This is a genomic window from Actinoallomurus acanthiterrae (assembly GCF_054775715.1).
Genome location: NZ_BAAHCO010000001.1, coordinates 3,429,237 through 3,455,893, shown reverse-complemented (window position 1 = coordinate 3,455,893; position 26,657 = coordinate 3,429,237). Strand labels below are relative to the sequence as shown.

Sequence of the window (26,657 nt, the reverse complement as noted above, 5' to 3'; positions counted from 1 at the left end):
TGTGATCAACACGCCGGAAACCGGACCGCGCCTTCTCGCCATCAGCGACCTCCACGTCGCGTACCCGGAGAACCGGAAACTGGTCGAGGAGCTGCGCCCGTACTCCGGTGACGACTGGCTGCTCGTCGCCGGCGACGTCGGTGAGAACCTCGACGACATCGAATGGGCGCTCGACACGCTGCGCCGGCGCTTCGCGACCGTCGTGTGGACGCCCGGCAACCACGAGCTCTGGACCCCGCGCGGCGACACGACCGGGCTGCGCGGCGAGGACCGCTACCGGCGGCTGGTCGAGCTCTGCCGCGGCGTGAACGTCCTCACACCGGAGGATCCGTACCCGGTCTGGGAGGGCCCCGGCGGACCGGCCGTGGTCGCACCGCTCTTCCTGCTGTACGACTACACGTTCCGCCCCGAGGGCGCCGACACCCAGGAGGCCGCGCTCGCGCAGGCATACGCGGAGGGCATCGTCTGCACCGACGAGATCTTCCTGCACCCGGACCCGTACCCGAACCGCGAGTCCTGGTGCCGGGCCCGGCTGACGGCGACCGAACGACGGCTGGCGGAACTCGACCCGGAGCTACCGACCGTACTGGTGAACCACTATCCGCTGGTACGGGAGCCCACCCGCGTCCTGCGGTTCCCGGTGTTCGCCCAGTGGTGCGGCACCGTGCACACCGCCGACTGGCACGTACGCTTCCGCGCGGCCGCGGCCGTCTACGGCCACCTGCACATCCCGCGGACCACCTACCACGACGGCGTACGGTTCGAGGAGGTCTCGGTCGGCTACCCGCGCGAGTGGCAGAAGCGCCCGGTGAAGCCGGCGCTACGGCAGATCCTTCCGGCTCCGGCGGCCTCGTGATCGAGGAGTTGCTGCCACCGGAAGCGGCGTCCGAGGAGACGTACGGCGACGCGCCCGAGACGACCCTGTTCCCCGAAGAAGAGGCATTGCTCGCCCGCGCCGTCGACAAGCGTCGCAGGGAGTTCACCACCGTACGGGCCTGCGCGCGGACGGCCCTCGCACGACTCGACGTCGCCCCGGCACCCATCCTCCCGGGGGAAGGCCGCGCCCCGATCTGGCCGGCCGGGATCGTGGGCAGCATGACCCACTGCGACGGCTACCGGGCGTCCGCCGTCGCCCGCGCCCGGGACCTCCTGACGATCGGCATCGACGCCGAACCCAACGGCCCGCTGCCCGACGGCGTACTGGAAGCCGTCTCCCGTCCGGAAGAGCGCGTCTGGCTGACCGACCTGCTCGCCACGGAACCCGGCGTACGGTGGGACCGCCTGCTGTTCAGCGCGAAGGAGTCGGTCTACAAGGCGTGGTTCCCGCTGACCCGCCGCTGGCTGGGCTTCGAGGACGCGAGCGTCACGGTGGACCCCGAGGCGGGCACGTTCGCCGCCGTGCTGACGGTCACACCGCCGGAGGTCGACGGCCGCCCGCTGACCGGTTTCACCGGCCGCTGGCTCGCCCGCGACGGCCTCATCGTCACCGCCATCACCCTCTAGTTCGACCGGGCCGGGTTCAGCCACCGCGACGCGCGTTCCTGTTGTTCCCGGTCGCCGGATGCCTGGACCGTTTCGAGGAGGCGGGCCCTCAGCGGCGCGGGAATGGCGGCGATGTCCCGCTTCTGGCGACGTCGGCTCTTCCAGCCGGCGAGATGGCGCACGGCACCGGCGTCGTGGCGACGGTCGGCCCGCGGGTCCTGCAGGCCGGCGACGATGTCGGCGATCGGCAGGTCCTTGAGCAGCAGGCTCGGCACGAGTTCGTACACGGGAAATCCCGAGTATCGGCCGGTGCCGGCACCGCACCATTTCAGAAGCGCCAGTGTTCGGCTCGCGGGCTCCGGGTAGGCGTGGTCCAGCCGGTGCTGGATTTCGGCCAGCAGGTCCGGCGAGGGGTTTCCACCCGTCTGCGAGGGCGCCAGGATCCGCTCGGACAGGTCGGCCAGCACCGGCGGCATCGCCGCGAGCCATTCGGCCTCTTGGACCCGCGCCCGCAGACGCCGACGTTCGTCCTCCTCGAACTGCCGCAGCGGACCCGATACGCCGTGGTCGTCGAGCCAGCGCAGGAGTGAAATGCCATCGGCGAGGACCGCGTCGCCGTCCCAACCGTTCCAGCGAAGCGTCACCGCATGGTGGAGGACCACGGCGGTCAGGTCCCGGCCGTCCTCGTCGAGGAAGACGAACCGGACGTCTCCCAGGCACGCGCACACCATGCCGGGAACGGACGCCACCACCATGGCCGCACGCAATCGGTCGAGCTCCGCGGGGTCCGACAGATCGATGATGACCTCGGCCCCGATCGGGTGCGGCACGGACGGGACGGCGTCCGTCACCAGGACGCGGCGCGCGTCCCGCAGGACCGCATCCAGGGCATCCGTTTCTGACATGGCTCAGGACTACGATCTCTCAGATCCGGAAGGCTTCTATCTGGAGGGCATTATGCACCACCCCTTGCACCGGTCACTCCGATTGCCCACCACATTTGTGGAACTCGCCGCGTTCATCATGGACGGGCTGGACCCCGAAGACCCGGAGGTGTGGAGCTACGCATCGTGGATGGACAGGGGTGGAGACCTTTTCTGCGGGGACCTCGGTACGAGCCTTCTCGGCGAGCCACCCGGTAGCGACGATCCAGGGATCCTGTGCGGGGAGCTTTGTTACAGCTTTCAGCCGCTTGAAATCCTTCCTTTCTGCTGGAACGGCGGCGACGGATTGCATTACGGGTGGGCGGTTCTCGCTCCAGAGCTGGATGCCGAGGACCACGTGTGCGTGTCATTCGCACCGGTCGATGACCAGGCATTCTGGCTCGGCGATAACACGAAAGAGGCGTTGGAGAACCTTCTCGTCGGGGCAATGGCGAATTGGACGGCGTGGGGGCGCGAGCAGGGGCTCGCCTCGCCTGCCGAGGACACCCGCTGGGCAGCGGTGTGCCGCGCCCTCGACCTGCGTCCCGATATCGGCTCCCCGCGGATCACGCCGGGGGCCCGCTCAAAGCAGGCGATCCGTCCGGAGATTCCACCAGAATGGCGGTACGAATCGACCGATGACGGCATCGGCGTGCTCGCGCCGGCTGCGGCGTTCGCACCCGGCACCGTGCGAGTGGACCGCCCGTGGGACTCAGCTGAGTACCTGCCGCGGGCCCGGCGATTTCTCGCCGACGGATATCCCGCCTCGGCGCTGTGCGTGCTCAAGTCCCTGACGTCGTACGACCGCGCGACCGTGCGATTGATGCGCGAAGCGTACGAGCGGCTCGGACGCGGGCTCCACGCCGAACGCGCCGAACTGTGGCTGCGACTGCACCCATCGGATTGATCACCTTCCGAGATGAGCCGATCGACCGATGAGATCTGCGGGTCGCCACGGTCTACACGGGTGACAGGAGGGAGCAGGCATGTTGGTCTACTCGGCGATCGCGTCGCTCGACGGCTACACGGCCGATTCGGAGGGCAGGTTCGACTGGGCTCGGCCGGACGAGGAGGTGCACGCCTTCGTCAATGACCTGGAGCGGGGGATCGGGACGTACCTGTACGGCCGTCGGATGTATGAGGTCATGCTCTACTGGGAGACCGTTTCCCTCGACGGGCCGTCATCCGCCGCACGGGAATACGCCGGGATATGGCGCTCCGCGGACAAGATCGTCTATTCGAGCACTCTGCAGACCGTGTCGAGTGAGCGGACGCGGATCGAGCGGCGTTTCGACCCCGATGCCGTCCGGGCGCTGAAAGAGCACGGGAACGTCAGCGTGGGCGGCCCGACCCTCGCCGCCGAGGCGATCCAGGCGGGTCTGGTGGACGAATACCACCTGTTCGTCACGCCCGTCGCCGTGGGCGGAGGCACACCGGTCTTCCCGCAAGGGGTTCGTGCCCGGCTCGACCTGGTCGACGAGCGCCGCTTCGCCGGCGGTGTGGTGTACCTGCGCTACCACGCTCACGACCTTCCATGACCTGCGGCGCACCTTCAGGGGTGCCGATGTCGGGGTGCGAGTCGATCCGGACGACCGCCAGATCGTCGCCGTAGCGGCGGGTCGGCTCGGCGAACGGCGCCACGCTCACCGAGCATTCGCCACCGAGCGTGGCGATCCGGGCCGGGTCGTGCGCGCGGATGACCGCCTGGGCGCTCGCGAGCTGCCGGACGACGGCCTCCTTGGCCTCGACACCGTCGCGTTCGTCCAGGCGTCGTCGGACATCGTCACCGGCACGGCCACCGTCGGGCCGTCGTGCGGCGGCAGGACCGCTTCGAGGACCGCCGCGCCCACGGCGTAACCGCGACGGACGACATCGAACGGGAACTCGGCGGCGAGCGCCTCGACACTGGAGGTGCCCGCACCCTGCCACTGAGGCCAGATGAGGCGGAGGTGGGGCATGTGGGTGCTCCTTCCTGGGTGATCCGGGCCGTACGGCGGCTTGCGTGCGCTTGTGTGCCGGTCCGTGCGGCCGATTTCGGCACCGATCCGGTATCGGTCGTGCCCGGGAGCGGACGACGCCCGGACCGTACGTAGGCTCGGGGAGTGATCTGGAGTCTTCTCGGGGCGATCGCCGCGGCCGTGTGCTTCGGCACGGCGAGTGTGCTGCAGGCGCTGGCGGCGCGCACCGCGCCGACGAGCACGGGCGTCGACCCCCGCCTACTGGTCCGCCTGGTCCGTCGGCTTCCGTTCCTCCTCGGTACGGGCCTGGACCTTCTGGGCTTCGTCGCCGAGCTGGCCGCGTTGCGGTCGTTGCCGCTGTTCGTGGTGCAGGCGATGGTCGCGGGGAACCTGGCGGTGACCGCGGTGGTCGCCGCCCGGGTCCTGCACTTTCGGCTGGCGGCGCGAGAGTGGGCCGCCGTGGCGGCGGTGTGCGCCGGCCTGGCGCTGCTGGGGCTGGCCGCCGGACACGAGAACCCGACGGCGGTGAGCCTGACGTTCCGGATGGCGCTGCTCGGGTGTGTCGCCGTGATCGGCTTGGTCGGGGTCGCGGCGGGGCGGCTGCGCGGAACGATCAGGTCCGTGGTGCTCGGCCTGATCGCCGGGCTGGGCTTCGGCCTGGTGGCCATCGGCGCACGCGTGCTGGTGAGCCTGTCTCCCCTCGACCTCCTGCGCGACCCGGCGACGTACGTCGTGGCGGGCGGCGGGCTGGTGGCATTCCTGTTCTTCGCCACCGCGCTGCAGCGCGGCTCGGTGACCACGACCACCGCCGCGATGGTCGTCGCCGAGACCGTCGTACCCGCACTGGTCGGGGTCCTCCTTCTCGGCGACGGCACCCGTCACGGGTACACCTGGAGCGCCGTACTGGGATTCGTCATCGCCGTCGGCGGCACCCTCGCCCTCGCCCGCTTCGGCGAACCCGTCACCGAGACCGACGAGGCGAGCCCGTCCTCAGTGTCCCTCCAGTGAGCCCCCGCGCCGGGTGTGGGCGAGCACCACATTTGTCGGGTCTCGTGACCTGCCGGGTTGGCCGACGGCGCTACGCTGCTGTGTCGTGCAGGGAACGCGCCTCGACACTGCCCGGATCCGGGCCGCTCGCCGGATGATCGACCCGGTTTTTCGCGACACTCCGCTGTACCGCTGCGAGGCGCTGGAGCCCGACCTCGGGTGCGCGGTGAGCATCAAGCTCGAAACGGCGAACCCGGTCCGCAGCTTCAAGGCCCGCGGCACCGAGCTGGTCGCGAGCCTGCTCGCCGACAACGGTTCGCGCGCCGTGGTGTGCGCGAGCGCGGGCAACCTCGGTCAAGCCCTCGCCTGGTCCGGTCGCGGCCGGGGGCTCGACGTCACTGTCGTGGCATCCCGCTTCGCGCCCGCAGCCAAGCTCGATCGCATCCGCGCGTTGGACGCCAGGTTGGAGCTGGTGGACGGCGACTTCGACACCGCTCGCGAGCGGGCGGCGGCCATCGCGCGGCACGACGGCATCCGGCTCGTCGAAGACAGCCTGGACCTCGAGACCTGCGAGGGCGCGGCGACCATCGGCCTGGAACTGGTGGACGCCGCGCCGTCGTTCGACACCGTCCTGATCGCTCTGGGCGGCGGGGCAATGGCCACGGGTGTGGGTCATGTGGTGAAGGCCCTGGCGCCCGACGTCGAGGTGATCTGCGTCCAGCCGCTGGGCGCACCGGCGATGACACGTTCCTTTCACAGCCGACGCGTCGTCACCACCGACTCGACGAACACCATCGCCGACGGCGTCGCCGGCCGGTGTCCCATCCCGGCCGTCCTGGACGACCTCCTCCTGGTCGCCGACGACGCCGTCCTGGTCCAGGAGTCCTCGATCATCACCGGTATGCGGATGCTCCTCGACCACGCCCCTCTCGTCGTCGAACCATCGGCCGCGCTCGGCATCGCGGCCATCCTCGAAGACCACGACCGCTTCGCCGGCCGACACGTGGTCACCATCGTGTGCGGCAGCAACGTCGACCTGGACGCCTATCACCGCTGGGTCGGCACGGCTCCTTGAGCGTCACCCGCCCCCCGCGCCGGATCTGTCACAGAGGTCCTGCTCTCCTGAGCGAAGGTCCCCACTGGCGAGCCGCCGACGCTAACGCCGGAGCCCGCGACTGGACGAGGCTTGCCCTGGAGTGCGCTCGAGCTCCTATGGTCACTGTTCATGGACTACCGATTCCTTGGAAGGACCGGGCTCCGGGTCAGTGAGCTGTGTTTTGGAGCGATGCTGTTCGGCGAGGTCACCGACGAGAAGGCCAGCCACGAGGTGCTCGACCAGTTCGTCGAGGCCGGTGGCACCTTCATCGACACTTCCAACAACTACTCCCGAGGTGTCTCCGAGCAGATCCTCGGCCGATGGCTGACCCGAAAGAAGCGCGAAAACCTCGTGATCGCCACGAAGGTACGCGGACGGATGAGCGATTCACCTACGGACCAAGGTCTTTCGCGGCAGCACATCATGAAAAGTATCGACGACAGTCTGCGCAGGTTGCAGACCGACTACGTCGATCTCTATCAGATCCACTACTGGGACCCTGACACCCCGCTCGAAGAGACGCTTTCGACGTTGGACATGCTGGTTCGATCCGGCAAAGTGCGTTACATCGGGGCCAGTAACCTCAAGGGCTACCAGTTGCAGAAGGCACTCGGCCTTGCCGAACTGCACGACTGGGAACCCTTCGTATCTCTCCAGGCCTGCTACAACCTGCTTGTCCGCGAGACCGAGTGGGAGCTGCTTCCGCTGTGCCGAAAGGAAGGACTCGGCGTTCTTCCCTTCAGCCCATTGGCCAAGGGATGGCTGTCCGGACGCTACCGCCGGGGAATGACCGAGCCATCCGCCGACAGCCGTATCGCCTCGGCAAAGGGCAGGATGAGGTGGGACGAGTACGGCACCGAACACACCTGGACCGTGCTGGACGCCCTCCACGACGTGGCTTCGGAGACCGGCCGCACCCCTGCGCAGGTGGCCTTGAACTGGCTACTCGACGCCCCTGGCGTCACGGCACCGATCATCGGCACCCGCACTCCGCAGCAACTTGACGACAATCTCGGCGCGGTCGGCTGGTCCCTGGATCCGGAGCAACGAGAGCGGCTGGACAAGGCGATCACCCGCCAGGCGCCCTATCCGTACTCCTGGGTTCCAGACTGAACACAGCCCATCAACAGCCGCTGGTCGGCGGCGTGGATGACGGACGAGTCGGCCTGTAGGCCGGGTTCTGTGCCTCCGCTTTCGCGGAGCGACGGTCATCCATCTAGGGCCGCCGTTGCCGGCGGCCTCGAGCGGTCTACCCGCAGGCCTCGGGCGGGCCGCCCTCGAACGCCTGCGCGGGCCCGCCGTGGCGGGCCCTTCTTGACCTTGCTCCGGGTGGGGTTTGCCGAGCCGCCCCAGTCACCTGGGGCGCTGGTGGTCTCTTACACCACCGTTTCACCCTTACCTCCGGTATGCCGGAGGCGGTCTGCTTTCTGTGGCACTTTCCCGCGGGTCGCCCCGGGTCGGCGTTACCGACCACCCTGCCCGGTGGAGCCCGGACCTTCCTCGTCGGAGCATGGCTCCGACGCGACCGTCCGGCCGACTCGTCCGTCTCGGATCATTTTACCAAAGTGCCTGGTCTTCGGCCGCCACACGAAGATGGTGAGTGTCGTTGAGAGACCGTACGACGGCGGGGCCGTCGGCGTACCAGTCGACGGTCGAGAACGATCCGACGTCCAGGTGCATCCGGTACAGCGCGGAGGGCGGGGCGTCGAGGGCCAGGCGGAGGAGCGTCTTGATCGGTGTCACGTGTGACACGACCAGGATGGTCTGTTTCCGGTGGCGGACCAGCAGCTTGTCGCGGGCGGTGCGGACGCGCTTGAAGGTGGCCTCGAAGCTCTCGCCGTACGGGGGTGCGACGGACTGGTCGGCGAGCCAGGCGTCGAGCTCGGCGGGCCAGCGTTCGCGGACCTCGGCGAAGGTGTAGCCCTCCCAGTCGCCGAAGTCGGTCTCGCGCAGGTCGTCCTCGGTGCGGATCGGGACGTCGATGACCTGGGCGATCTCCTGGGCGGTCTGCAGGGTCCGCTTGAGGGGCGAGCTCACGATCACGTCGATGCCCCGCCCGGTGAGGGCGTGGGCGGCGGCGCGGGACTGGGCGAGGCCCGTGTCGGTCAGCGGGATGTCGCCGGTGCCGGCGAACCGGCGTTCGCCGGAGAAGGGCGTCTCGCCGTGGCGGAGCAGCAGTGTCGTCGTCGGCTCGGTCGTCGGCGGCGCCCAACCGGTGGTGGTGGGCGGGTCCGGCTCGGCGTCCTCCTCGATGGCCGACGGCGCCCAGGTACGGCCTTCGGCGGCGGCGTCCATGGCCTCGTTGGCTAGCCGGTCGGCGTGCTTGTTGCGCTCCCGGGGGATCCAGGTGTAGCGGACCGAGGAGAACCCGGAGGCGAGCCGCTGCGCCTGGAGGGCGAGCGGCTTCATGTCCGGATGCTTGATCTTCCAGCGGCCGGACATCTGCTCGACGACGAGCTTGGAGTCCATCCGGGCCTCGACGTCGGCACCGGCGGCGAGCTGTGCCGCGGCCTCCAGGCCGGCGATGAGGCCGCGGTACTCGGCGACGTTGTTGGTGGCCACCCCGAGGGACTCGGCCCGCTCGGCGAGGACCTGGCCGGTCAGGGCGTCGCGGACCACCGCGCCGTACCCGGCCGGGCCGGGGTTGCCGCGCGATCCGCCGTCGGCTTCGACGATGAGTTTCACAGGCCGGATTCCGGAGTGCGGACGAGGATCCGGCGGCACTCCTCGCAGCGGACGACCTCGTCCTTGGCGGCGGCGCGGATGGCGTTCAGCTCGACGGTGTTGAGCTGCAGGTGGCAGCCCTGGCACTGGCCGCGCAGCAGGGCCGCGGCGGCGACGCCCCGGTGCTGTTCGCGCAGCTTCTCGTAGAGCTTGAGCAGGTCGTCGGGGATGTCCCCCGCGACGCCGGCCCGGGCCGTACGGGTCAGCTCGGCCTGGCCGTCGATCTCCTGGGAGGCGGCGTCGCGACGCTCCGCCAGCTCCGCCAGCTCCTTGTCGGCGGCCTCCTTGTCCGTCTCGACGGCGCGCAGGCGGTTCTCCGCCTCCTCGCGGCGTTCCATCACCTCGAGCACGATCTCCTCGAGGTCGGACTGCCGCTTCTGCAGGGACGCGATCTCGGACTGGAGGTTCTCCAGGTCGCGGGCCGAGGAGACCTGCCCGGAGTCGAGCCGCTTCTGGTCGCGGTCGGCGCGGGCGCGGACCTGGTCGACGTCCTGTTCGGCCTTCTTCTGCTCCCGGTCGATGTCGCTGATCTCGGTCTGGGCGGCGACGAGCGCGTCGGCTACGCCGCCGATGCGCTCCTCGACCTTTACGATCTCCGCGAGCTCCGGGATGGTGCGCCTCCGGTGAGCGAGCCGGTCCAGAGTGGTGTCCAGCTCCTGCAGGTCGAGGAGGCGCAACTGGGCTTCAGGTGCTGCTTTCACGAACTTCCTTCATGGGATCGAAAGGTCCACGCGTCGGTCACGGCGGTGGAGATCCGGGTCTCCACGCCAGTCTGGCGCACCAGGCCCGCCGCGTCGCCGAGCCACGGCCATTCCGTCGCCCAGTGTGCGGCGTCGACGAGGGCCGTACCCCCATCTTCGCGGAACTCCGACGCCGGGTGATGACGGAGGTCGGCCGTGAGGTAGACGTCGGCGCCGGCCGCCTGGGCCGCGCCGAGCAGCGAGTCGCCCGCTCCCCCACAGACCGCGACCGTACGGACCGGCGCCTCCGGGTCGCCGGCGACGCGGAGGCCGGCGGCCGTGGCGGGCAGGCCCTTGGCCACGGCCTCGGTGAAGTCCCGGAGCGTGACGGGGACGGGCAACTCGCCGACGCGTCCGAGCCCGCGGCGCGGGTCGTCGGCGGACGGGCTGAGGGGGCGCAGCGGCCCGGTGAGCCCGACGGCGCGGGCGAGCGCGTCGGACACGCCCGGATCGGCGACGTCGGCGTTGGTGTGCGCGGTGTACAGGGCGGTGCCGGCGGTGATGAGCCGGTGCACGGCGCGGCCCTTCGGCGTGGTGGCCGGCACGCCGTGCACAGGCCGTAGCAGCAGCGGATGATGCGTGACGATCAGGTCGGCGCGCCAGTCGACGGCCTCGTCCACCACGGCGGTCACCGGATCGACGGCGAACAGGACCCGGTTGACGGCGGCGTACGGATCGCCGCAGACCAGGCCGACGGCGTCCCAGGACTCCGCCCAGGCGGGGTCGTAACGACCTTCCAGGAGTGTGATGATGTCGGCCAGTGTGGTGGGCACCCTCCGCAGCGTACCGTCCGAGATCGCGCGAAGCGCATACCAAGATCACTCCAAGGGCGCATACCATCGGCGGGGCCCCGGTGCGGAATCCTGGCGCCCGGCCGATCGTTGGAGGTTGCGTGAAATCACCGTTTCGACGGCGCCGCAGGCGTCCGCGTAAGCGTCCCGCTGTTGCCACCGAGCCGGAGGTGATCGACTGGCCGAATGACGGCAGCGGCAAGGGCAGCGGCCTGATGTCGGCCATCCGGGGCGACTCGTCGTCCGGCGCGGGGTTCGGACCGGGCATGTTCGCGGACCTGCAGGCCGCGTTCGGTGGTGCGGGCAAGCAGATCCAGCTTGAGGAGCAGGAGAAGGAGAAGACGCGCCGGCATGAGCTGCACACGCACAGCACGCCGGGCCGCGACGACCTCGACTCCGGCATCATCAAGATCACGAAGCGCCGTGACGAGCCGAAGGACGAGGAGAAGTAGCCGCCCGCGTCACATTTCTCCTACCTTTACTCGAACATGCTTTCGAGTTGAATCTATTCTGACGTTGTGACCGCGTACGTGCCGCCCGGCTGGCCTTCGGGAGTGCATCCACCGGGTACCGAGAGATTCGAGGACACGGCGGTGGCCTGGCTGTTCGACCTGGTACCGCCCGAATACCGCCGGTACGGCGTGCTGCGGCGCTATCCCGTCGTGCTCTCGCGCATGGCCCGTCAGCACGTCACCGCCGCGCTGGAGGCCGCGCGCGAGGGATTCCGTACGGCCCGCGCCGAGCTGTCGGACCTCGTCCCCGCCCATGGGCTCGAGTCGGTGCTGGAGATCTACCGCCGCGAGGGCACCCGCCTGGCGGCGGTGGCGCGTGCGGTCGAACTGGTGGACACCGGGCTGCGCGGCGGCACGTTCACCCCCAAGCTCTGAGCGGTCGGCACGATCCTGCCGCTGCGGGCTCCAGGGAACCCGCGACCCGGCTGTGAGGATCCTGAAAACGTTCCTCCCGCTGCGGGCTCCAGGGATCTGCGACCCGGCTGTGAGGATCCTGAAAACGTCCCACCCGGCCATCAGAAGCTCGAAGAGGTCAGCCGGACGCCCGGAACAGGTGGGCGGCCGCCCCACGATTGGGGACGCCGAGCTTGCGCAGGATGCGCGACACGTGGACGCCGACGGTCCGTTCGCTGATGAACAGGGTCTCGGCGATCTGCCGGTTGGTCCGCCCGCTGCTGAGCAGCGTGAGCACCTCGGCCTCCCGCGCGGTCAGCCCCGGAACGGACTCCTCCGCCGGGACGAGGTCCAGCCGCGCCCGCCGTGCCAGGTCCTCGAGGTCCTGACCCACGGCGCCGGCGCCGAGTGCGTCGATGGTCTCCCGTGCCGCGCGCAGGGCCTCGACCGCCTCGTCGCGCGAGCCCCGTACGGCCAGGATCGCCTCCGCCTCCCGGAACCGGCAGTACGCCGCGCGGTAGGCCTCACCGAGGCGTTCCCACATCTCGGTCGCCGATCGCCACAGCGACGGATCCGGCGTGCCGAGACGAGTGGCCTCCGCCTCGGCCTGCAGGGCGTACGCCTCCGCCTCCGGCGTGGCGGGCATCGCCGCCAGCAGCGCCCGGCACTCCTCCAGCAGCGGCTCGGCCTCGCCCCGTACGGTCGCCTCCACGCGGAGCCCCGCCGCGCACAGTTCCGGGCCGATCCTCGTGAACTCGCTGCCCCGGATGACGTCGAGCCCGGCCCGTACGTGCGTCCGCGCGGCGGGCAGGTCCTTGTCGAGGATCGCCAGCCGGGCGCGGCAGGCGTGGTAGGCGCTGGCCAGGTCGATGCCGTCGGTGCGCCCCACCGTCTCGGCGAGGCTGGCCAGGTGACGCCGTGCGCCCTCCGCGTCGCCCCGGCGCAGCTGCAACTCGGCCAAGGCGAGGGTGACGCCCCAGCGCTGCCAGGGCGGCGCCTCGATGTCCATCACCTCGTCGGCGAGCCGATCGGCGTCGGACCAGCGGCCGAGGCGGATCAGCGCGGCGAGCGTGTTGCCGGCGGCGCACATGCACGTCGTCCGGCCGTATCCGAGCCCCCGGCAGATACTGACGCCCTCCATGCCGACCTCGGCGGCCCTGGCCCAGTCACCCGCCCACAGCAGCGCGTCGGTGTAGTTGACGTAGGATCGGCCGATCTCCCACGCGTCGTCGCGCTCCTTGGCGCCGCGCAGGGCCTCGGCGAGCTCCGCCAGGCCGGCGGTCACCTCGCCGAGCATGCCGAGGCTGACGCCCATGGTGTTGCGGGCGTGGCCCTCGATGTCACGAGCGCCGACGGCGGCGGCCGCCTCGATCGCCTCCCGGCAGGAGGCCACGGACTCGCGGTACCGGGCCTGGATCATCAGGACGTGGCCCTGCAGCCCGCGGACCCGGGCGCGCTCGCGGGCCGACTCCCCGGCCGGCAGCAGCGCGATGGCCTCGTCGTAGGCGGCGGACGCGCCCGCCATGTCGCCGGCCACCCAGCGGATCCGCCCCATGAGCGTCCACAGGCTCGCCGCGCAGGCGGGCGCCGTCGCCGGGTCGACCTCGGCCATCGCCTCCGCGGCGAGCCGGTCGGCCCGGTCGACCTCTCCGGCCGCCGTCGCGACCTCGGCGGCGCGCCGCAGCAGCTCGGGGTGCGGCATCCCGGCGCGGGACGCGGCGTCGGGCACCTCCGGCCACAGGCGGATCGCCCGTTCGTAGTGGGCGAGCGCGACGGCCCAGGCGTACGTGGTCTGCGCGGCCCCGGCGGCGCCGACGAAGCCGCTCAGCGCCCGCGCCGCGTCGCCGGCGGCGTGCCAGTGGCGGGCCAGCTCGGCGGACGGGCCCCGCTTCTCCAGTGCCGTCGCGACGGCGACGTGCAGCCGGGCGCGCTCCCCCGGCAGCAGTTCGGCGTGCAGCGCCTCGCGCAGCAGCGCGTGCCGTACGTCGTATCCGTCGCCGGTGACGACGAGGAGCCGGTGGGCCACCGCCTCGTGCAACGCGTCGTCCAGCGCCTCGGGAGACAGCCGGGTCACCGCGGCGATCAGCTCCTCGTCGCTGACGCGGCCGATTGTGGCCACGGCGCGCAGCACGCGCCGGGTCTCGGGCGCGAGGCGCTCGACGCGGGTCAGCAGCACCTCGCGGAGGCTGGCCGGCAGCTCCTTCGTGGTCGGCCCTGCGGCCACGAGCTCCTCGACGAAGAACGGGTTCCCTTCCGACCGGTCGAACAGCGAACCGACCTGCCGCGTCGCGGGCCGGGTGCCGAGGATCCCGGCCACCTGAGCGGCCACCTCGTCCAGGGACAGGCCGGTGAGCTCGATCCGCTCCGCGTGTCCCGAGCGTTCCAGCTCCAGGACGGCGCCGTGCAGCGGGTGGTCGCGCCCGACCTCGTCGCTGCGGTACGTCCCGACGATCAGCAGGCCGGCGCGGCGCAGGTTGGCACCCAGCATCGACAGCAGGTCGGCGGAGGCCGGGTCGATCCAGTGCAGGTCCTCCAGGACGAGCACGGCCGGGCGCAGCGCGGCCATCCGCTGGAACAGCCCCAGGGCCAGTTCGTACAGCCGGCCGCGTTCGGCGCCGTCCCGGCGGGCCGGCGGACGTCCGCACAGCTCGGGCAGGAGGGCGCCGAGCTCGCGCGGCGCCTCGCCGAGGACGTGGGCCAGCTCGTCGGCCGTCAGCTGGTCGGCCAGCGGCCGGAGCGCGGCGACGAACGGCGCGTACGGCGCGGCCCCCTCGGCCAGGTCGAGGCAGCCTCCGGTGAAGACCAGTGCGTCACGCCGTCTGGCGCGCTCGGTGAACGTCGCGACCAGGCGCGACTTGCCGATTCCGGCGTCCCCCGCGACGAAGAGCAGGACGGACGAACCGCCCTGCGCCTGGGTCAGGGCGGCGTCGAGTCGGTCGAGTTCGGCGGCACGGCCGACGATCGTGGGACACGAAACACGCCTTGTCACATGGCGAGTATGAGGCACATACGTCGTACACGTAGTTGAAAAGTAAGCAATTATGCTGATGCACTCGATCGACGGCCTAGTGATCATTAGGGCCATCGGCAGTCGACACGGAGGACGACGATGGGGACCGTGCAGGTCCAACAGCACGACCGCACCGCCCGCACGCGTGTACGCGAGGAGCAGGTCCGCCCCCTGTACGCCGCGACCCTCGCGGCGCTGGGACCGGAGCCCGGCACCCGCCTGCTGCACGTCGAATGCGGAACCGGCACGGCACTGGCCCTGGCGGCGTTCACCGGCGCCGACCTCGCCGGCGCCGACCCCTCGGCGGACCTGCTGTCGATGGCGCGCGACCGGCTGCCCGACGTCGACCTGCGCGCGGCCGAGATCACCGAGCTGCCCTACGACCGCGGCTGCTTCGACCAGGTCATGGCGTTCGACGCCATCCAGTACGCCGCGTCCCCGGCGGCGGCCGTGGCGGAGCTGGCCCGGGTCACCCGCCCGGGAGGCGTCGTCGCGATCGGCCTGTGGCACAACTGGTCCGGCCGCGAGGCGAGCGCCTTCCTCAGCGCCGTACGGGGCCGGGTGCCCACGCCGCACACCGAGGGGCCGCCGGTGCACGACCTGTTCCGGCTCCGGGAGGTCATGGTCGAGGCCGGGCTGGACGTCTTCGCCAGCGCGGAGGTCACCCACCGGCACGACTTCGCCTCCCTGGACGACGCCTGGAACTCCATGACGGCCTCGCCGAACGTCGCGCGCGCCATCCAGATCATGGGCATCGAGGCCGCACACGAGATCTTCATGGCGAACTTCGCGACCATGCAGCGCACCGACGGCTCGATCCAGCAGGAGCACCTCTTCCAGTACGCCCTCGGCCGCGCCACGAGCTGACCCCCGGGGGTCCATGGCACCGAGCTCGGCTGATCGGTCTGGGACCCCGGCCGGCTCGGCTGATCGGCCGAGGGCTCCCGGTCGGCTCGGCTGATCCGCCTGGGACCCCCAGCCGGTGCGGTGGCGGTGCGCGGCACTCCGCTCGGCCGATGTCCAGGCGGTGCGTGGCACCTCGCTCGGCCGATGTCCGGAGGAGCCTGGATCGGCGTGTCGGGCGGTGGAAGCGGCGCTATCGTTACCTCTCGCATGACCGACGGTAAGACCGGGAGGACGACCAGATGCCCGAGGGCCATCCGCTTCGGCCGGGCGACCCGTCGCGGCTCGGGGCCTACCGGCTCGTGGAACGTCTCGGGGAGGGCACCCAGGGGGTCGTCTTCCTCGGCCAGGACGCCTCCGGCGCGCACGTGGCGATCAAACTGCTGCACGCCCGCATGGCGGCCCACCCCGACGCGCGCAACCGGTTCGTCCGCGAGCTGGCCGCCGCCAAGAAGGTCGCCCGCTTCTGCACCGCCCAGGTCCTGGACGCCGACCTCGCCGGCGACCAGCCGTACATCGTCAGCGAGTACGTCGAGGGCCGGTCGCTGCGCACGGAGATCCTCACCGAGGGAGCGCGCTCCGGCGGGGCGCTGGAGCGGCTGGCGATCAGCACGCTGACCGCCCTCGCCGCGATCCACCAGGCCGGGGTCGTCCACCGGGATTTCAACCCGCAGAACGTCCTGCTCGGAGCGGACGGGCCCCGGGTCATCGACTTCGGTATCGCCCGCGCCCTCGGCGCCGCCCGGAGGAACGAGAGCAACAGCCTCGGCACGCCCGCGTACATGGCACCGGAGCAGGTGACGGGCGGCGACATCGGGTCGCCGGTCGACATGTTCGCCTGGGGCGCCACGATCCTGTTCGCCGCGACCGGCCGCCCGCCGTTCGGCAACGAGTCGGTGCCCGCCGTGATGGACCGCATCGTGCGCGCCGACCCGGACGTCACCGCCCTGCCCGAGCCCCTCCGGTCGGTCGTCGCCGCGTGCCTGGCCAAGGACCCGACCCGCCGGCCCACCGCCCAGCAGGCCCAGGCCGCCCTGCTGGGACAGGAGCCCGTCGGCGGGCTGACCCCTCCCCCGGCGTTCGGCACCGCGGGCGGGGCGTTCGGCACCGCGGGCGGGGCGTTCGGCACCGCGGGCGGGGCGTTCGGCGGCATCGTCGCCGACGGAGATCCCGCGGCGGCCACAGGCATCAGCGGCACCGACGGGACGCCCTCCGCCGCCGGCGGCTCGGAGGGCGGCGCCGGCGGCGCGCTCATCGGTCCTGGCCGCATCGCCGCCGCCGGCGGCTCGGTGGGCGGGGCGACCGCAGGCATCGAAGGGATGCTCAACGGTCCCGGCGGCATGGCCGCCGAGGGCACGCCGATGGCCGCCGGAGGCCCGCCCGCCGGTCTGGGCGGCGTGGCGGATACCGGGAGCCCGGCGACGGGCGGGGGGCCGGACGCTCCCGGCGTAGGCCGCGCGCCGGACCCCACCGGGGCCGACGGGCCGTCCCGCGCCGAGACGTCCCTCGTGTCACGGCTCTCCACGACCCGCTGGATGGTCGGCGCCGGGGCCGTGACCGCCCTGGCGGCCATCGCTCTCGCCGTCTCCCTCTGGCCCGACGGCGGCAGCGCCGCCATTCCCCCCAAGACGGTGGCCGCCGCCGCGACCCCGTCGCCGCAGCCGTCCTCCTCGGCGCCGAACACGCCTCCGAACGACGCCCTGTCGCAGAACCGGTCGCCCAGCCCGTCCGCGACGCCCAAGAAGACGTCTCCCGCTCCCAATGGACCGGGCTGCAAGAGCTACTCCCGCGCGTACGGCCTGCCCGGCACGGGGACGGTGCTGCTCAAGGGCACCATCTGCCGGACGGCCTACTCCGGCACCCTCGTCCTGATCGACACGGCACCGAAGGACCAGTGGCAGGCCTGCGCGCAGTTCAGAGGCCACCTCACCGGCTCGCCGAGCGGCTTCATCAGCACCGCGCTCATCGCGTCGAAGGGCGGCGCCGTACAGTCCTTCGACAACGGGCCGACCGTACGGTTCGGCGCGAAGACGAAGCGCACCGAGGACTGGGTCCAGCTGAACGCCGGCCGCTGCCGGCGCTCCGGTGGCAAGCTCGTCTCCTCCTGGCAGACCCACGAACGGCTGGCCACCGGCTGAGACCGGCCGACCCCGTTCCCACGATTCGATACAGCCCCGGGCTTCGTCGCCCCGAAGGATCACGGGGTCTGTCACGAGGCGTCCACTGGAAGTTGTCCGGTCTGTCAGCGGCGCGTCTCGTTACCCTCAGCAGCGGGATTTGAACTGTAGGCGTGGATCTGACACGCCGCACCTTCCTGATCGGCACGGCCGGAATGTCGTTGGCTCCCCGGCGGACGGGCGACCCGTTCGCCCTGGGGGTGGCCTCGGGCGATCCCACTGCCGACGGCATCGTCCTGTGGACCCGGCTGGCGCCCGACCCGCTCGCGGACGGCGGCCATGGTGGCATGCCCGACCGGAACGTCGACGTCGAGTGGCAGCTCGCCGAGGACGAGAAGTTCACCCGCGTCGTACGGTCCGGCACCGTCACCGCGCAGCCGTCCTGGGCGCACAGCGTGCACGTCGAGCCGTCCGGGCTTCAGCCAGGCCGGGAGTACTTCTACCGGTTCCGCACCGGGAGGCATCTCTCGCCGACCGGGCGGACGCGGACCGCGCCCGCCCCGGGCACCGCTCCGGCGCTGGCGTTCGGCGTCGTGTCGTGCTCCAACTACGAGCAGGGCTATTTCACCGCCTACCGGCGTCTCGGCGAGCAGCAGCCCGACCTCGTGCTGCACCTCGGGGACTACATCTACGAGTACGCGCCCGGCGGCTACAAGAACTCCGACGGGAAGATCGTTCGTTCGCACACCGAGCACCGGTGTCAGACGCTGACCGAGTTCCGGCTCCGGCACGCCCAGTACAAGACCGACCCGGACCTGCAGGCGCTGCACGCTCTCGCCCCCTGGATCGCCGTCAACGACGACCACGAGGTGGAGAACAACTGGGCGGGCGTCCACCCCGGCACCTCGGGCAGGCCGAACTTCACCCAGCGCAAGGTGGCGGGCTACCGGTCCTACTACGAGCACATGCCGCTGCGCCGTACGTCCCTGCCCCACGGGTCCCGTATGCAGCTGTACCGGCGGCTGGCCTGGGGTGACCTGGCGACCTTCCATGTCCTGGACACCCGGCAGTTCCGCGACGACCAGCCGTGCGACGACGGCGTGCGGGCCAACTGCTCCGATCGCCTGCTCACCGGCCGGGTGCTGGTCGGGGCCGAGCAACGGCAGTGGCTCGCCTCGGGGCTCCGGGCCTCACGGGCACGCTGGAACCTCCTGGCGCAGCAGATCTTCATGGCCCAGCACGACTACCACCTCGGCCCCGGCAAGGAGGTCGTGCTCGACACGTGGGACGGATACACCGCCGAACGGGATCGCGTGCTCGGCGACCTGGTCGCCTCGGGCGCCCGGAACCCGGTCGTGCTCACCGGCGACATCCACTGCCACTACGCCAGCGACCTGCTGGTCGACTTCGACGACCCCGACTCGCGGCGGGTGGGCGTCGAGCTGGTGACGACCTCGGTCACGAGCGACGGGGACGGGTACGATGCCCCGGCCGGCCGCGCGATCGAGCTGGAGGAGAACCCGCACATCGCCTACGCCGACCAGCGGCGCGGCTTCATCGCCGCCCGGCTGACGCCCACAGAGCTGCGCGCGGACTTCCACACGCTCCCGTACGTCACCCGCCGGAACGCGCCGAGCACCGTGACGGCGAGCTTCACCGTCGCCGACGGCGCCCACCGCCTCTCCCGGTCGAACGCGACGGCCGCCCGCGCTCCGCAGGCAGCGGCCGCGGCCCCGCGCCGGTGACCGCACGGGCGTGATCGCCGCGGGCTCTCGGGGCCATGGCCACGACGACCCGCGGCGGCGACCGGTTCGGCAGCGCTGCGGCACGTCAACCCGCGGCGGTAACCGGACCCGCCGCGCTGCCGCACGTCAACCCGCGACGGTGACGGAGTCCGCCGGCCGCCGCGCTGTGGCGTCTCAGGTCGCGGCGATGCCCGCGCGGACGAAGTCGATGACGCGGTCGACGAGGGGGATGAGGTCGGCGGCGCGCGGCTCGGGACCGGCCACCCGCGTCTCGTCGGCCTCGTAGACCTCACGGAGGCCGGTCACCGCCGCCTGAGCCGCCAGCCGGGGCACCAGCGCGGTCGGCGGCAGTCCCAGGTCGGTGCCGATGGCGGCGGCGAGGACTCGCTCGGCCCTGACGTATGACGCGCGGGTCCGGCCGCGGAGGCCCTCGTCGTCCGCGATCACTTTTGCGCGCAGCGCCCGCAACCGCCAGAAGCGCCGTGCCTCCTCCGGATCGCCCTCCTCGATCGCACGGATCGTCGTGATCATCCAGTCGTGGAGCGCGGCGAGCGCCGACTCGTCGTCGCGGCGTTCGGCCAGTCGTGCTGCGAGGGACTCGGGCCCGAACGGGTCGTCGAGGGCGAGGATGTCCTCTTTTGCCGGGAAGTGCAGCGTGACGGTACGGGAGGCGACGTCGGCGGCGTCCGCGATCGCCTTGATGGTGGTCTCGTCGTACCCGTCCGACGCGAACAGCTCGAGCGCCGTCTCCTGGATGAGCGCGCGCGTCCGCCGCTTCTTGCGCTCGCGTCGGTCCAGTGTCTCCACCATGCCCTCATTCTACGCATCATTGCCATCTGAGCTAAGAATGCTAAATTAGCATCAATGCAGCCATAGCAACGAGAGGACGAGCGATGGCCTCCTCGACCTGGTTCATCACCGGCACGTCGACCGGCTTCGGCCGAGAACTCACCGAACAGCTCCTGCGTCGCGGCGACACCGTCGCGGCGACCCTTCGTACCCCCGCGCGCCTCGACGACCTGGCCGCCGAGCACGGCGACCGGCTGTGGGTCCGCGCCTTGGACGTGACCGACGCCGCGGCCGTACGCCGCGTCGTCGACGAGGCCTTCGCCGACCTCGGCCGGGTCGACGTGGTGATCTCCAACGCCGGCTTCGGCGTGTTCGGGGCGGCCGAGGAGATGACCGACGAACAGATCCATCAGCAGATCGCCACCAACCTCCTCGGCTCCGTGCAGCTCGCCCGGGCCGTCACGCCGCACTTCCGGGCCCAGGGCGGCGGCCGGCTGCTCCAGGTGTCCAGCATGGGCGGGCACATCGCCTTTCCCGGCCTGTCGCTCTATCACCTGACGAAGTGGGGCATCGAGGGCTTCTTCGAGGCGTACGCGCAGGAGGTCGAGGGGTTCGGTATCCGCACGACCCTCATCGAGCCGGGGATGGCCGGCACCGGCTTCTACGGCACCGGGGAAGAACGGCGGGCCCCCACGCTCGCGGTCTATGAGGGCACGGAGCTGACACCATGGCTGCGCGGCACCGGCGTGAGCGAGGACGATATGCCGGGCGATCTACACAAGATGGCCGAAGCGATGATCCGCATCGCCGAATCCGCCGACCCACCGCGTCGGCAGTTGCTCGGCTCCGATGCCCACACCCTCGTCCGTGACGCGCTCACCGATCGGCTGCGCGCCCTCGACGACCAGCGCGACCTCGCCCTGTCCACCGACCGCGACGGTCTCCGCCGGCAGCCCGCCTGACCAAGCGAAGACCCCAGGGCGACGGCGGCCGAACCCGGGCTGCCTCCATCCCCCGCCTCGCGAGGCGCACTCTGGACGCCGCTCGCCACGAACAAGATCCACCGGACTCGGCTCAGGAGATCGCGTAGCCGAGCAGTTCGCCCGCCGAGCCGGCCTGCACGTTCGTCGTACGCGAGCCGTGTACCACGACGACCGAGCCGCCGAATCCGCCGGCTCCCGGAGCGCCGATGAGCAGCTCGCGTCCCCGGGCCGCCAGGGACCAGCCGAACTCGGCCGTGCCGCCCGCCGGTGAGGCGATGAGGGCGCCCCGCGTCAGGCCGCGCCGGCGACGGCCGTCGAGGACCTGCACGACGCCGGCCCCGGAGCCCGGAGCCCCGGCGGCGAGGTCGTCGACGCCGTCGCCGTTGAGGTCCGCGGCCGCCAGGGCGGACCCGAGCTTGTCCGTTGGGCCCGTCTTGCGGAGGTTCCACACGTCGTCCTCGCCGCCGGATCCGTACAGCACGTGCACGGCGCCCTGGGCGAAGTTGTCCGGCATCTTGGTCTCGTCCTCGCCCGGCACTCCGACGGCGAGGTCGTCGATGCCGTCGTGGTCGAAGTCACCGGCGGCGAGGGCCGCGCCGAACTCGTCGTAGCGCTCGGGGGCGCCTCGTACTCCCCGGCTGTCCTCGGTGATGCGCCGCGACCGGTGCGCGGCCGGGTCGATGACGGTCACCGCGCCCGACGCCTCGGTGCCGTCGCCGGGCGCGCCCACGGCGATCTGGGGGTGCCGGCCGCGGCCGAAGGCACCGAAGTCGCCGATCGCCAGAGCCTCGCCGAAGCCGTCGGTCTGGCTGGAGCGCTGCCCCACCCAGGAGGTGTGCTGGGTGATCAGCCGGGCGGTGCGGAGACCGTTGGTGAACACGCCGATTCCGCCGCCTCCCGCGAGGCCGGGCATGCCGACCACGAGGTCGTCCCGGCCGTCATGGTCGAGGTCCCCGGCGGCGAGGGCGGCGCCGAACCGGTCGCTCGCCGGCGTACGTCCGAGGGTCCGCACGCTGAGGGTGACCCGCGGCCGCAGCCCGCCGGGCGAGCCGAAGTAGACCGTGACGGTGCCCGTACCGTCGGCGCCCGGACGCGTACGGTCCTGGTCGGAGGCCGCGACCGCCAGGTCGGCACAGTGGTCGCCGTTGAAGTCGCCCGTGGCGAGCGTGCCGCCGAACCCCGCGCCGGCCTGGGCCTGCTGAGGCGACAGCCAGGTCGGCCGGTCGCCGTACCGCACGGCGACCGCGCCTGCTCTGCGGCGGCCGCCGCTCGTGGCGTACGGGATGCCGATGGCCAGATCGCGTACGCCGTCTCCGTCGAAGTCCGGGGCGGCGCCCGCGCGGCAGCTCCGGGCGGGCTCGAACGCCGCTCCGACGACCGGAATGGCACGGCGCACCGACGGCACCGGAACCGCGGCCGATGCGCAGGTCAGCAGGAGGACGGCGGCGATCACGCTGAGGCGGGTGAGGCTCACCTCCGCAACGTGCCCGCGCGGTGGAACCGCCGCCTTCCGGGAAAATGACCAATCGCTGACTTCTGTCGGTCGATGCGGCGTCAAGGGCCAGTGGGTCGGCACGTCAGCGGTCCGTACGGCTCCCGGCCCGACGGCGCCCCCGGACGTCGGATCAGCAGTCCCGTACGGCTCTCGGCCCGACGGCGATCGCCGGACGGTGCGTCAGTGGTGCAGGGCGCTGCCCTTGAGCCACTTCTTCCAGGGCATCTGGTAGAACGACCAGCCGTTGTCCGGTTCGACCTGCCGGTCCGTTCCGGTGGCGATCACGGGGTCGCCCGCCTGGGAGTGCTTGTAGTACCAGATCGCGTCGCTCGCCGGCTGGCGGATGCAGCCGTGGCTGCAGTTGCGGACTCCGAGGCAGTCCTCGTCGCCCGGCGTCTGGTGGAGGTACTCGCCGGCGTTGGAGACGCGGACCGCGTAGTGGATCAGCTCCTGGTAGTAGCCGGCGTCGCCGGGGCTGCGGCCGGGCGAGGTCATAATGACGTCCTCGTCCTTCTCCATGTTCAGGTGGATGCCGCTGGTCGTGGTGTACTCCTGGGTCTCCCCGTTGCCGGCGCTGATCGGGATGGTGCGCACCGGCGGCCGTCCCAGTCGACGCGCATGTGGTGCCTCTTGATGTCGAGGTGGGAGATCTGCGCCTTGCCGATCCGGTACGTACGCGTGAAGTCCTTGGTGCCATAGCCGCCCTCCTTGCCCAGGGGCACGCCCGTGAGATGGGCGACGAGCCGGATCGTCTGGTGGGCCGGCCAGAACATCTTGGCCCGGTAGACGACCTGCTTGCCGTCGTCGAACCAGTGCCACGCGCCCTCGACCGGTTTGTCGGCGATCACCTCGAGCGACTTCTCGACCGCCGCGCGGTCGGTGATCGGCTTGTCGAAGTTGAGGATGATGGGGAGCCCGACGCCGAAGGTGCCATGTCGCCGGTCCTCCAGGACGCCGTCCTGGGAGACCGTGACGGTGCTGGGCGTCCCCGTGGTGCGGAAGCGGCTCACGGCCGTGGCCCTGCGGCCGTCGGCGTTCCTGGCGACCGCGCGGACGGTGATGTCCGCCCCCGGGTCGAGCGCCCATCGGGCTCGCCACTCCGTACGGTCCCGGTTGAGGTCGCCCTCGATCATTCTGCGGCCGCTCTCGAGCACGACGCCCTCGAGGCGGCCGCCCGCGGCGCGGACGACGACGGGCTCGTCCGGCCGTACGGTGGCAGTGCCGCCGGCCGGTGTGATCACCACGCGGGCGGGCGCCGCCTCGACGTTGACCTTGTGGGCGCTCTCCTCCGCCGCCGTCTCCCCGCCGCCGCAGCCCGCGGCCAGCAGCGCGGTGCCCGTGACGGCGGTGAGCGCCAGTCGCCCCCGAATGGCATTGACGTGCATCTGCTGCCCTTCTCGCGGCCCATCCGACAGGAAAAGATGATCGACTACGAGATACCCATCGGGGATGGTTAGAATGCAGCCGACTTCGCCCGCCACCTGTCGTCCGATAAGAGAAAATGCACGTCACTGCCGTTTCCGAGCAGCGAACAACGCCGGAGACTTGTGGGGTTTTTACCCTTTGAGACCGATCATTGCCGTGTATCAACCGTGATTGCCCGATTTTCGTAACTTGCCGCGAATCCGCGGCTGAACAGTTCCAGCGACCGGCGGACGGCCGATTCGACCTTCGCCCGCTCGGACTCGTCGCGGACGGTCAGCTTGATCAGTTCGAACGCCTCCCGGGGATGGGCGTCGTCGTACTCCGCGTGCTCGGTGAGCCAGCGCAGCGCCCGTTCGTCGTCGTACCGCTCCCGGAAGGCGGGCAGGACGATACGTGTCCACTCCCCGGTCGTGCCCTCGATCGCGTAGTTGACCGCGCCGAACGCCTCGGCCAGGGTGCCCCGATAGCAGACGGACCACAGGTAGTCGTACAGCGCGCCGACCTCCGGGCAGGGCCGGTGCGAGACGAGCTCCTCGAACCCGATGCCGTGCGCGGCGGCCCAGTCGGCGTACCACTGGGCGTGCAGCGCCTCGGTCCGGATGTTGCCGATCAGCCAGTCGCGGGCGAGGAGGTCGCCCGGGATCTGGCCGAACGTGGTCTTGGCCAGATAGACGCCCATGTACTTTGGGAATGCCTCCACGATGCAGAAGAAATCAAGGAGGATCCGGCGCCACGCCTCATCGGGGAACGGTCCATGAGCGGTCTCGACAAAGATCCTCTCCTCGAGCACCGCCGACCAGTCGGGCCGAACCGAATCGACCATGGCCTGCGCCCAGGCGGGATGCGGCGTCTCGGTGAGTTCGTTCTTCACCATGCGGTGATGACGGGTCCGGGATGGTGCCTGAGAAAGATGGCCGGTAGTGGTCGCCATGATCCGACTCCTCGCTCGGTTATCCGAGTATCGGCACGCCCTTCACATAGGGTCAATACGCACGTTTCATAGTGTCCGTGCCTTTCTCCCCCTCCTTGGTCCCCCGCGTCACCGGAGGCCGTACGTGAAACGCGAACACGCCGTCGTCGTGGGCGGAAGCATGGCCGGCCTGCTCGCCGCCCGGGTCCTGAGCGCCCACTTCGACCGCGTCACGCTGATCGAGCGCGACCGTTTCCCGGCCGAGCCGGTGTTCCGCGCCGGGGTGCCGCAGGCCCGGCACGTACACGTGCTGTGGACCCGCGGCCGGGAGATCGTCGAGGTGCTGTTCCCCGGGCTGGAGGACACGTTACGGGCCGCAGGCGCCCTGGTGGTCGGCGTGCCCGCCGACGTCCTCTGGCTGACCTCGGCCGGGTGGCGGCGGCGGTTCGACGCTACGGAACTGCTCTCGTGCAGCCGTCCGCTCCTCGACTGGGCGGTACGACGACGGCTCACCGGACCACCCGACGACGGCCGGGCCCCGGTGGACGTCCTCGAAGGCCGTCACGTGACCGGGCTCCTACCCCAGGGCAGGGACGTCACCGGGGTCGTCCTCGGATCCGACGGCGAACTGCGCGCCGACCTGGTCGTCGACGCCACCGGCCGCGGGTCGCGGGCCCCGTCGTGGCTGGAGGCGCTCGGGTACCCGGCGCCACCCGAGACCCGGGTCGACCCCCTCCTCGGGTACGCCAGCCGCTATTACGCGATACCGCGCGGCTTCGACGCCGACTGGAAGGCGCTCTACCTCCAGGCGGACCCGCCCGCGACCCGGCGCACCGGCGGCCTGTTCCCCCAGGAGGGCGACCGCTGGTTGTGCAGCCTGTCCGGCGCGGGACGCGACTACGGCCCGACCGGCGAGGATGCCTTCCTGGCGTTCGCCCGAGGACTGCGCAGCCCCGTCCTGTACGAGGCCATCCGCGACGCCGAACCGCTCACACCGATCACCGCCTTCCGCCGTACGGCCAACCACCGGCGGCACTACGAACGCCTGCGCGCGTGGCCCCGAGGGTTCGTCGTCATCGGCGACGCGGTGTGCGCGTTCAACCCGATCTACGGTCAGGGGATGAGCGTGGCGGCCGTCGCGGCCCTGGCGCTCGACCGCTCCCTGCGCGAGCCCGGCCCCGGCTTCGAACGACGCTTCCAGCGCGGCGTCGCCCGCAGCGCCGCCGGAGCGTGGCTCGTCGCCACCGGCGAGGACCTGCGGTACCGGGAGACCGAGGCCGCCCACGTCCGGCTGCGCACCCGCGTCATCAACGCGTACGTCGACGAGGTCGTGGCCACCGCCAACGTCGACCGGCACGTGTGCGAGCGCCTGGTCCACGTGCTGGCACTCATGGCCGCCCCGACCTCGCTCTTCGCCCCGACGGTCCTGGCACGCGTCGCCGCCAACCGCGTACGGCGCCCCGCCCCCGTCCCCATTCCGGTACCGCCCCGCGCCCGGGACACGGAGGAGGGCGACCCCGCCGGCCGAGACCGGTGACGGGCCGAGGCGAGGGACGCGGAGGCGGACGACCGAGCCGGCCGAGACCGATGACGGGCCGAAGCGCCCGGCCTCCGTCGCCCCACGATCGTCGCCCCGACGAACGAGCTCGAACTCCTCGCCGGCCAGGGCTTACC

Annotated in this window: 24 protein-coding genes, 1 other RNA gene and 1 pseudogene; 14 read left to right on the top strand and 12 right to left on the bottom strand. The window is 71.4% G+C overall.

What is annotated here, in order from left to right:
* Position 1 precedes the first annotated feature (1 nt).
* Together ACYVF7_RS16835 and ACYVF7_RS16830 are read left to right on the top strand one after the other, a co-directional pair.
* A complete protein-coding gene (locus ACYVF7_RS16835; RefSeq protein ID WP_460340847.1) occupies positions 2-856 on the top strand; it encodes a metallophosphoesterase family protein in 855 nt (284 codons plus the stop codon).
* Positions 853-1,503, top strand: a complete 651-nt coding sequence (locus ACYVF7_RS16830; RefSeq protein WP_460340845.1) for a 4'-phosphopantetheinyl transferase family protein — start codon at positions 853-855, stop codon at positions 1,501-1,503. The genes ACYVF7_RS16835 and ACYVF7_RS16830 overlap by 4 nt, the downstream gene beginning before the upstream one ends.
* Here ACYVF7_RS16830 and ACYVF7_RS16825 read toward each other — a convergent pair.
* On the bottom strand, positions 1,500-2,387 hold the full coding sequence (locus ACYVF7_RS16825; RefSeq protein WP_460340843.1) for a hypothetical protein: 888 nt from the start codon (positions 2,385-2,387) through the stop codon (positions 1,500-1,502). The two genes, ACYVF7_RS16830 and ACYVF7_RS16825, sit on opposite strands and share 4 nt — an antisense overlap.
* Here ACYVF7_RS16825 and ACYVF7_RS16820 point away from each other — a divergent pair.
* The gene (locus ACYVF7_RS16820) at positions 2,386-3,312 is read left to right on the top strand and encodes a hypothetical protein (protein ID WP_460340841.1); all 927 of its coding nucleotides are present in this window, start codon (positions 2,386-2,388) and stop codon (positions 3,310-3,312) included. The two genes, ACYVF7_RS16825 and ACYVF7_RS16820, sit on opposite strands and share 2 nt — an antisense overlap.
* A gap of 79 nt (positions 3,313-3,391) precedes the next feature.
* Positions 3,392-3,943, top strand: a complete 552-nt coding sequence (locus ACYVF7_RS16815) for a dihydrofolate reductase family protein (RefSeq protein WP_460340839.1) — start codon at positions 3,392-3,394, stop codon at positions 3,941-3,943.
* A 13-nt stretch (positions 3,944-3,956) separates the two neighbouring features.
* Here ACYVF7_RS16815 and ACYVF7_RS16810 read toward each other — a convergent pair.
* Positions 3,957-4,334, bottom strand: a pseudogene (locus ACYVF7_RS16810) (arginase family protein); the annotation flags it as partial.
* Positions 4,335-4,507: 173 nt separating this feature from the next.
* Here ACYVF7_RS16810 and ACYVF7_RS16805 point away from each other — a divergent pair.
* From ACYVF7_RS16805 to ACYVF7_RS16795, 3 genes are all read left to right on the top strand, one after another.
* On the top strand, positions 4,508-5,371 hold the full coding sequence (locus ACYVF7_RS16805; protein ID WP_460340837.1) for a DMT family protein: 864 nt from the start codon (positions 4,508-4,510) through the stop codon (positions 5,369-5,371).
* Positions 5,372-5,456: 85 nt separating this feature from the next.
* Entirely contained in the window at positions 5,457-6,425 is a 969-nt protein-coding gene (locus ACYVF7_RS16800) for a threonine ammonia-lyase (RefSeq protein WP_460340835.1), read from the top strand.
* A 150-nt stretch (positions 6,426-6,575) separates the two neighbouring features.
* Complete coding sequence (locus ACYVF7_RS16795; protein ID WP_460340833.1) at positions 6,576-7,559, top strand: aldo/keto reductase; 984 nt, start codon at positions 6,576-6,578, stop codon at positions 7,557-7,559.
* A gap of 40 nt (positions 7,560-7,599) precedes the next feature.
* Here the strand turns inward: ACYVF7_RS16795 and rnpB are convergent.
* The 4 genes from rnpB to ACYVF7_RS16775 all read right to left on the bottom strand — a co-directional run bounded on the left by rnpB (position 7,600) and on the right by ACYVF7_RS16775 (position 10,692).
* An RNA gene (rnpB, locus tag ACYVF7_RS16790) (RNase P RNA component class A) lies at positions 7,600-7,987 on the bottom strand.
* Positions 7,988-8,003: 16 nt separating this feature from the next.
* A complete protein-coding gene (locus ACYVF7_RS16785; RefSeq protein ID WP_460357955.1) occupies positions 8,004-9,122 on the bottom strand; it encodes a bifunctional RNase H/acid phosphatase in 1,119 nt (372 codons plus the stop codon).
* 5 nt (positions 9,123-9,127) lie between these two features.
* A complete protein-coding gene (locus ACYVF7_RS16780; protein WP_460340831.1) occupies positions 9,128-9,871 on the bottom strand; it encodes a zinc ribbon domain-containing protein in 744 nt (247 codons plus the stop codon).
* Entirely contained in the window at positions 9,868-10,692 is an 825-nt protein-coding gene (locus tag ACYVF7_RS16775; protein ID WP_460357952.1) for a Nif3-like dinuclear metal center hexameric protein, read from the bottom strand. Before ACYVF7_RS16775 ends, ACYVF7_RS16780 begins: the two co-directional genes overlap by 4 nt.
* Positions 10,693-10,871: 179 nt before the next feature.
* Here ACYVF7_RS16775 and ACYVF7_RS16770 point away from each other — a divergent pair, with 179 nt between their 5' ends.
* Both ACYVF7_RS16770 and ACYVF7_RS16765 read left to right on the top strand, forming a co-directional pair.
* Positions 10,872-11,153 (top strand): DUF6191 domain-containing protein, encoded by a 282-nt coding sequence (locus ACYVF7_RS16770; protein WP_460340829.1) that lies wholly within the window; start codon positions 10,872-10,874, stop codon positions 11,151-11,153.
* 66 nt (positions 11,154-11,219) lie between these two features.
* Positions 11,220-11,588: a hypothetical protein gene (locus ACYVF7_RS16765; RefSeq protein ID WP_360899329.1), complete on the top strand. Its 369-nt coding sequence runs from the start codon at positions 11,220-11,222 to the stop codon at positions 11,586-11,588.
* Between the two features lie 157 nt (positions 11,589-11,745).
* Here the strand turns inward: ACYVF7_RS16765 and ACYVF7_RS16760 are convergent, their stop codons facing one another.
* The gene (locus ACYVF7_RS16760) at positions 11,746-14,595 is read right to left on the bottom strand and encodes an ATP-binding protein (RefSeq protein WP_460340827.1); all 2,850 of its coding nucleotides are present in this window, start codon (positions 14,593-14,595) and stop codon (positions 11,746-11,748) included.
* Between the two features lie 120 nt (positions 14,596-14,715).
* On the opposite strand from ACYVF7_RS16760, the gene ACYVF7_RS16755 reads away from it, so the two are divergent.
* The 3 genes from ACYVF7_RS16755 to ACYVF7_RS16745 all read left to right on the top strand — a co-directional run bounded on the left by ACYVF7_RS16755 (position 14,716) and on the right by ACYVF7_RS16745 (position 19,381).
* Positions 14,716-15,483, top strand: a complete 768-nt coding sequence (locus ACYVF7_RS16755; protein ID WP_460340825.1) for a class I SAM-dependent methyltransferase — start codon at positions 14,716-14,718, stop codon at positions 15,481-15,483.
* Between the two features lie 278 nt (positions 15,484-15,761).
* On the top strand, positions 15,762-17,657 hold the full coding sequence (locus ACYVF7_RS16750) for a serine/threonine-protein kinase (RefSeq protein ID WP_460340823.1): 1,896 nt from the start codon (positions 15,762-15,764) through the stop codon (positions 17,655-17,657).
* 152 nt (positions 17,658-17,809) lie between these two features.
* Positions 17,810-19,381: an alkaline phosphatase D family protein gene (locus ACYVF7_RS16745; RefSeq protein ID WP_460340821.1), complete on the top strand. Its 1,572-nt coding sequence runs from the start codon at positions 17,810-17,812 to the stop codon at positions 19,379-19,381.
* A 174-nt stretch (positions 19,382-19,555) separates the two neighbouring features.
* Here the strand turns inward: ACYVF7_RS16745 and ACYVF7_RS16740 are convergent, their stop codons facing one another.
* Positions 19,556-20,191 (bottom strand): TetR/AcrR family transcriptional regulator, encoded by a 636-nt coding sequence (locus ACYVF7_RS16740; RefSeq protein ID WP_460340819.1) that lies wholly within the window; start codon positions 20,189-20,191, stop codon positions 19,556-19,558.
* Positions 20,192-20,274: 83 nt separating this feature from the next.
* Here ACYVF7_RS16740 and ACYVF7_RS16735 point away from each other — a divergent pair, with 83 nt between their 5' ends.
* The gene (locus tag ACYVF7_RS16735; RefSeq protein WP_460340817.1) at positions 20,275-21,132 is read left to right on the top strand and encodes an SDR family oxidoreductase; all 858 of its coding nucleotides are present in this window, start codon (positions 20,275-20,277) and stop codon (positions 21,130-21,132) included.
* Between the two features lie 112 nt (positions 21,133-21,244).
* Here ACYVF7_RS16735 and ACYVF7_RS16730 read toward each other — a convergent pair whose 3' ends face one another.
* The 4 genes from ACYVF7_RS16730 to ACYVF7_RS16715 all read right to left on the bottom strand — a co-directional run bounded on the left by ACYVF7_RS16730 (position 21,245) and on the right by ACYVF7_RS16715 (position 24,947).
* Positions 21,245-22,627, bottom strand: coding sequence for a hypothetical protein (locus tag ACYVF7_RS16730; protein ID WP_460340816.1), 1,383 nt, complete (start codon positions 22,625-22,627; stop codon positions 21,245-21,247).
* 201 nt (positions 22,628-22,828) lie between these two features.
* The gene (locus ACYVF7_RS16725) at positions 22,829-23,242 is read right to left on the bottom strand and encodes a L,D-transpeptidase (protein WP_460340814.1); all 414 of its coding nucleotides are present in this window, start codon (positions 23,240-23,242) and stop codon (positions 22,829-22,831) included.
* Entirely contained in the window at positions 23,170-24,033 is an 864-nt protein-coding gene (locus tag ACYVF7_RS16720) for an Ig-like domain-containing protein (RefSeq protein WP_460340812.1), read from the bottom strand. The genes ACYVF7_RS16725 and ACYVF7_RS16720 overlap by 73 nt, the downstream gene beginning before the upstream one ends.
* 188 nt (positions 24,034-24,221) lie before the next feature.
* Positions 24,222-24,947 (bottom strand): TenA family transcriptional regulator, encoded by a 726-nt coding sequence (locus ACYVF7_RS16715; protein WP_460340810.1) that lies wholly within the window; start codon positions 24,945-24,947, stop codon positions 24,222-24,224.
* Between the two features lie 181 nt (positions 24,948-25,128).
* Between ACYVF7_RS16715 and ACYVF7_RS16710 the strand changes: the two genes are divergently transcribed.
* Entirely contained in the window at positions 25,129-26,520 is a 1,392-nt protein-coding gene (locus ACYVF7_RS16710) for an FAD-dependent oxidoreductase (protein WP_460340808.1), read from the top strand.
* The last annotated feature ends 137 nt before the right edge of the window (positions 26,521-26,657 follow it).

What these genes read in the sequence shown, in the direction of transcription:
- ACYVF7_RS16825 (WP_460340843.1), bottom strand. Translation starts at nt 2,387, where the DNA reads ATGTCAGAAACGGATGCCCTGGATGCGGTCCTGCGGGACGCGCGCCGC.
- ACYVF7_RS16820 (WP_460340841.1), top strand. Translation starts at nt 2,386, where the DNA reads ATGGCTCAGGACTACGATCTCTCAGATCCGGAAGGCTTCTATCTGGAG.
- ACYVF7_RS16715 (WP_460340810.1), bottom strand. Translation starts at nt 24,947, where the DNA reads ATGGTGAAGAACGAACTCACCGAGACGCCGCATCCCGCCTGGGCGCAG.
- ACYVF7_RS16720 (WP_460340812.1), bottom strand. Translation starts at nt 24,033, where the DNA reads ATGCACGTCAATGCCATTCGGGGGCGACTGGCGCTCACCGCCGTCACG.
- ACYVF7_RS16815 (WP_460340839.1), top strand. Translation starts at nt 3,392, where the DNA reads ATGTTGGTCTACTCGGCGATCGCGTCGCTCGACGGCTACACGGCCGAT.
- ACYVF7_RS16755 (WP_460340825.1), top strand. Translation starts at nt 14,716, where the DNA reads ATGGGGACCGTGCAGGTCCAACAGCACGACCGCACCGCCCGCACGCGT.
- ACYVF7_RS16740 (WP_460340819.1), bottom strand. Translation starts at nt 20,191, where the DNA reads ATGGTGGAGACACTGGACCGACGCGAGCGCAAGAAGCGGCGGACGCGC.
- ACYVF7_RS16750 (WP_460340823.1), top strand. Translation starts at nt 15,762, where the DNA reads ATGCCCGAGGGCCATCCGCTTCGGCCGGGCGACCCGTCGCGGCTCGGG.
- ACYVF7_RS16795 (WP_460340833.1), top strand. Translation starts at nt 6,576, where the DNA reads ATGGACTACCGATTCCTTGGAAGGACCGGGCTCCGGGTCAGTGAGCTG.
- ACYVF7_RS16735 (WP_460340817.1), top strand. Translation starts at nt 20,275, where the DNA reads ATGGCCTCCTCGACCTGGTTCATCACCGGCACGTCGACCGGCTTCGGC.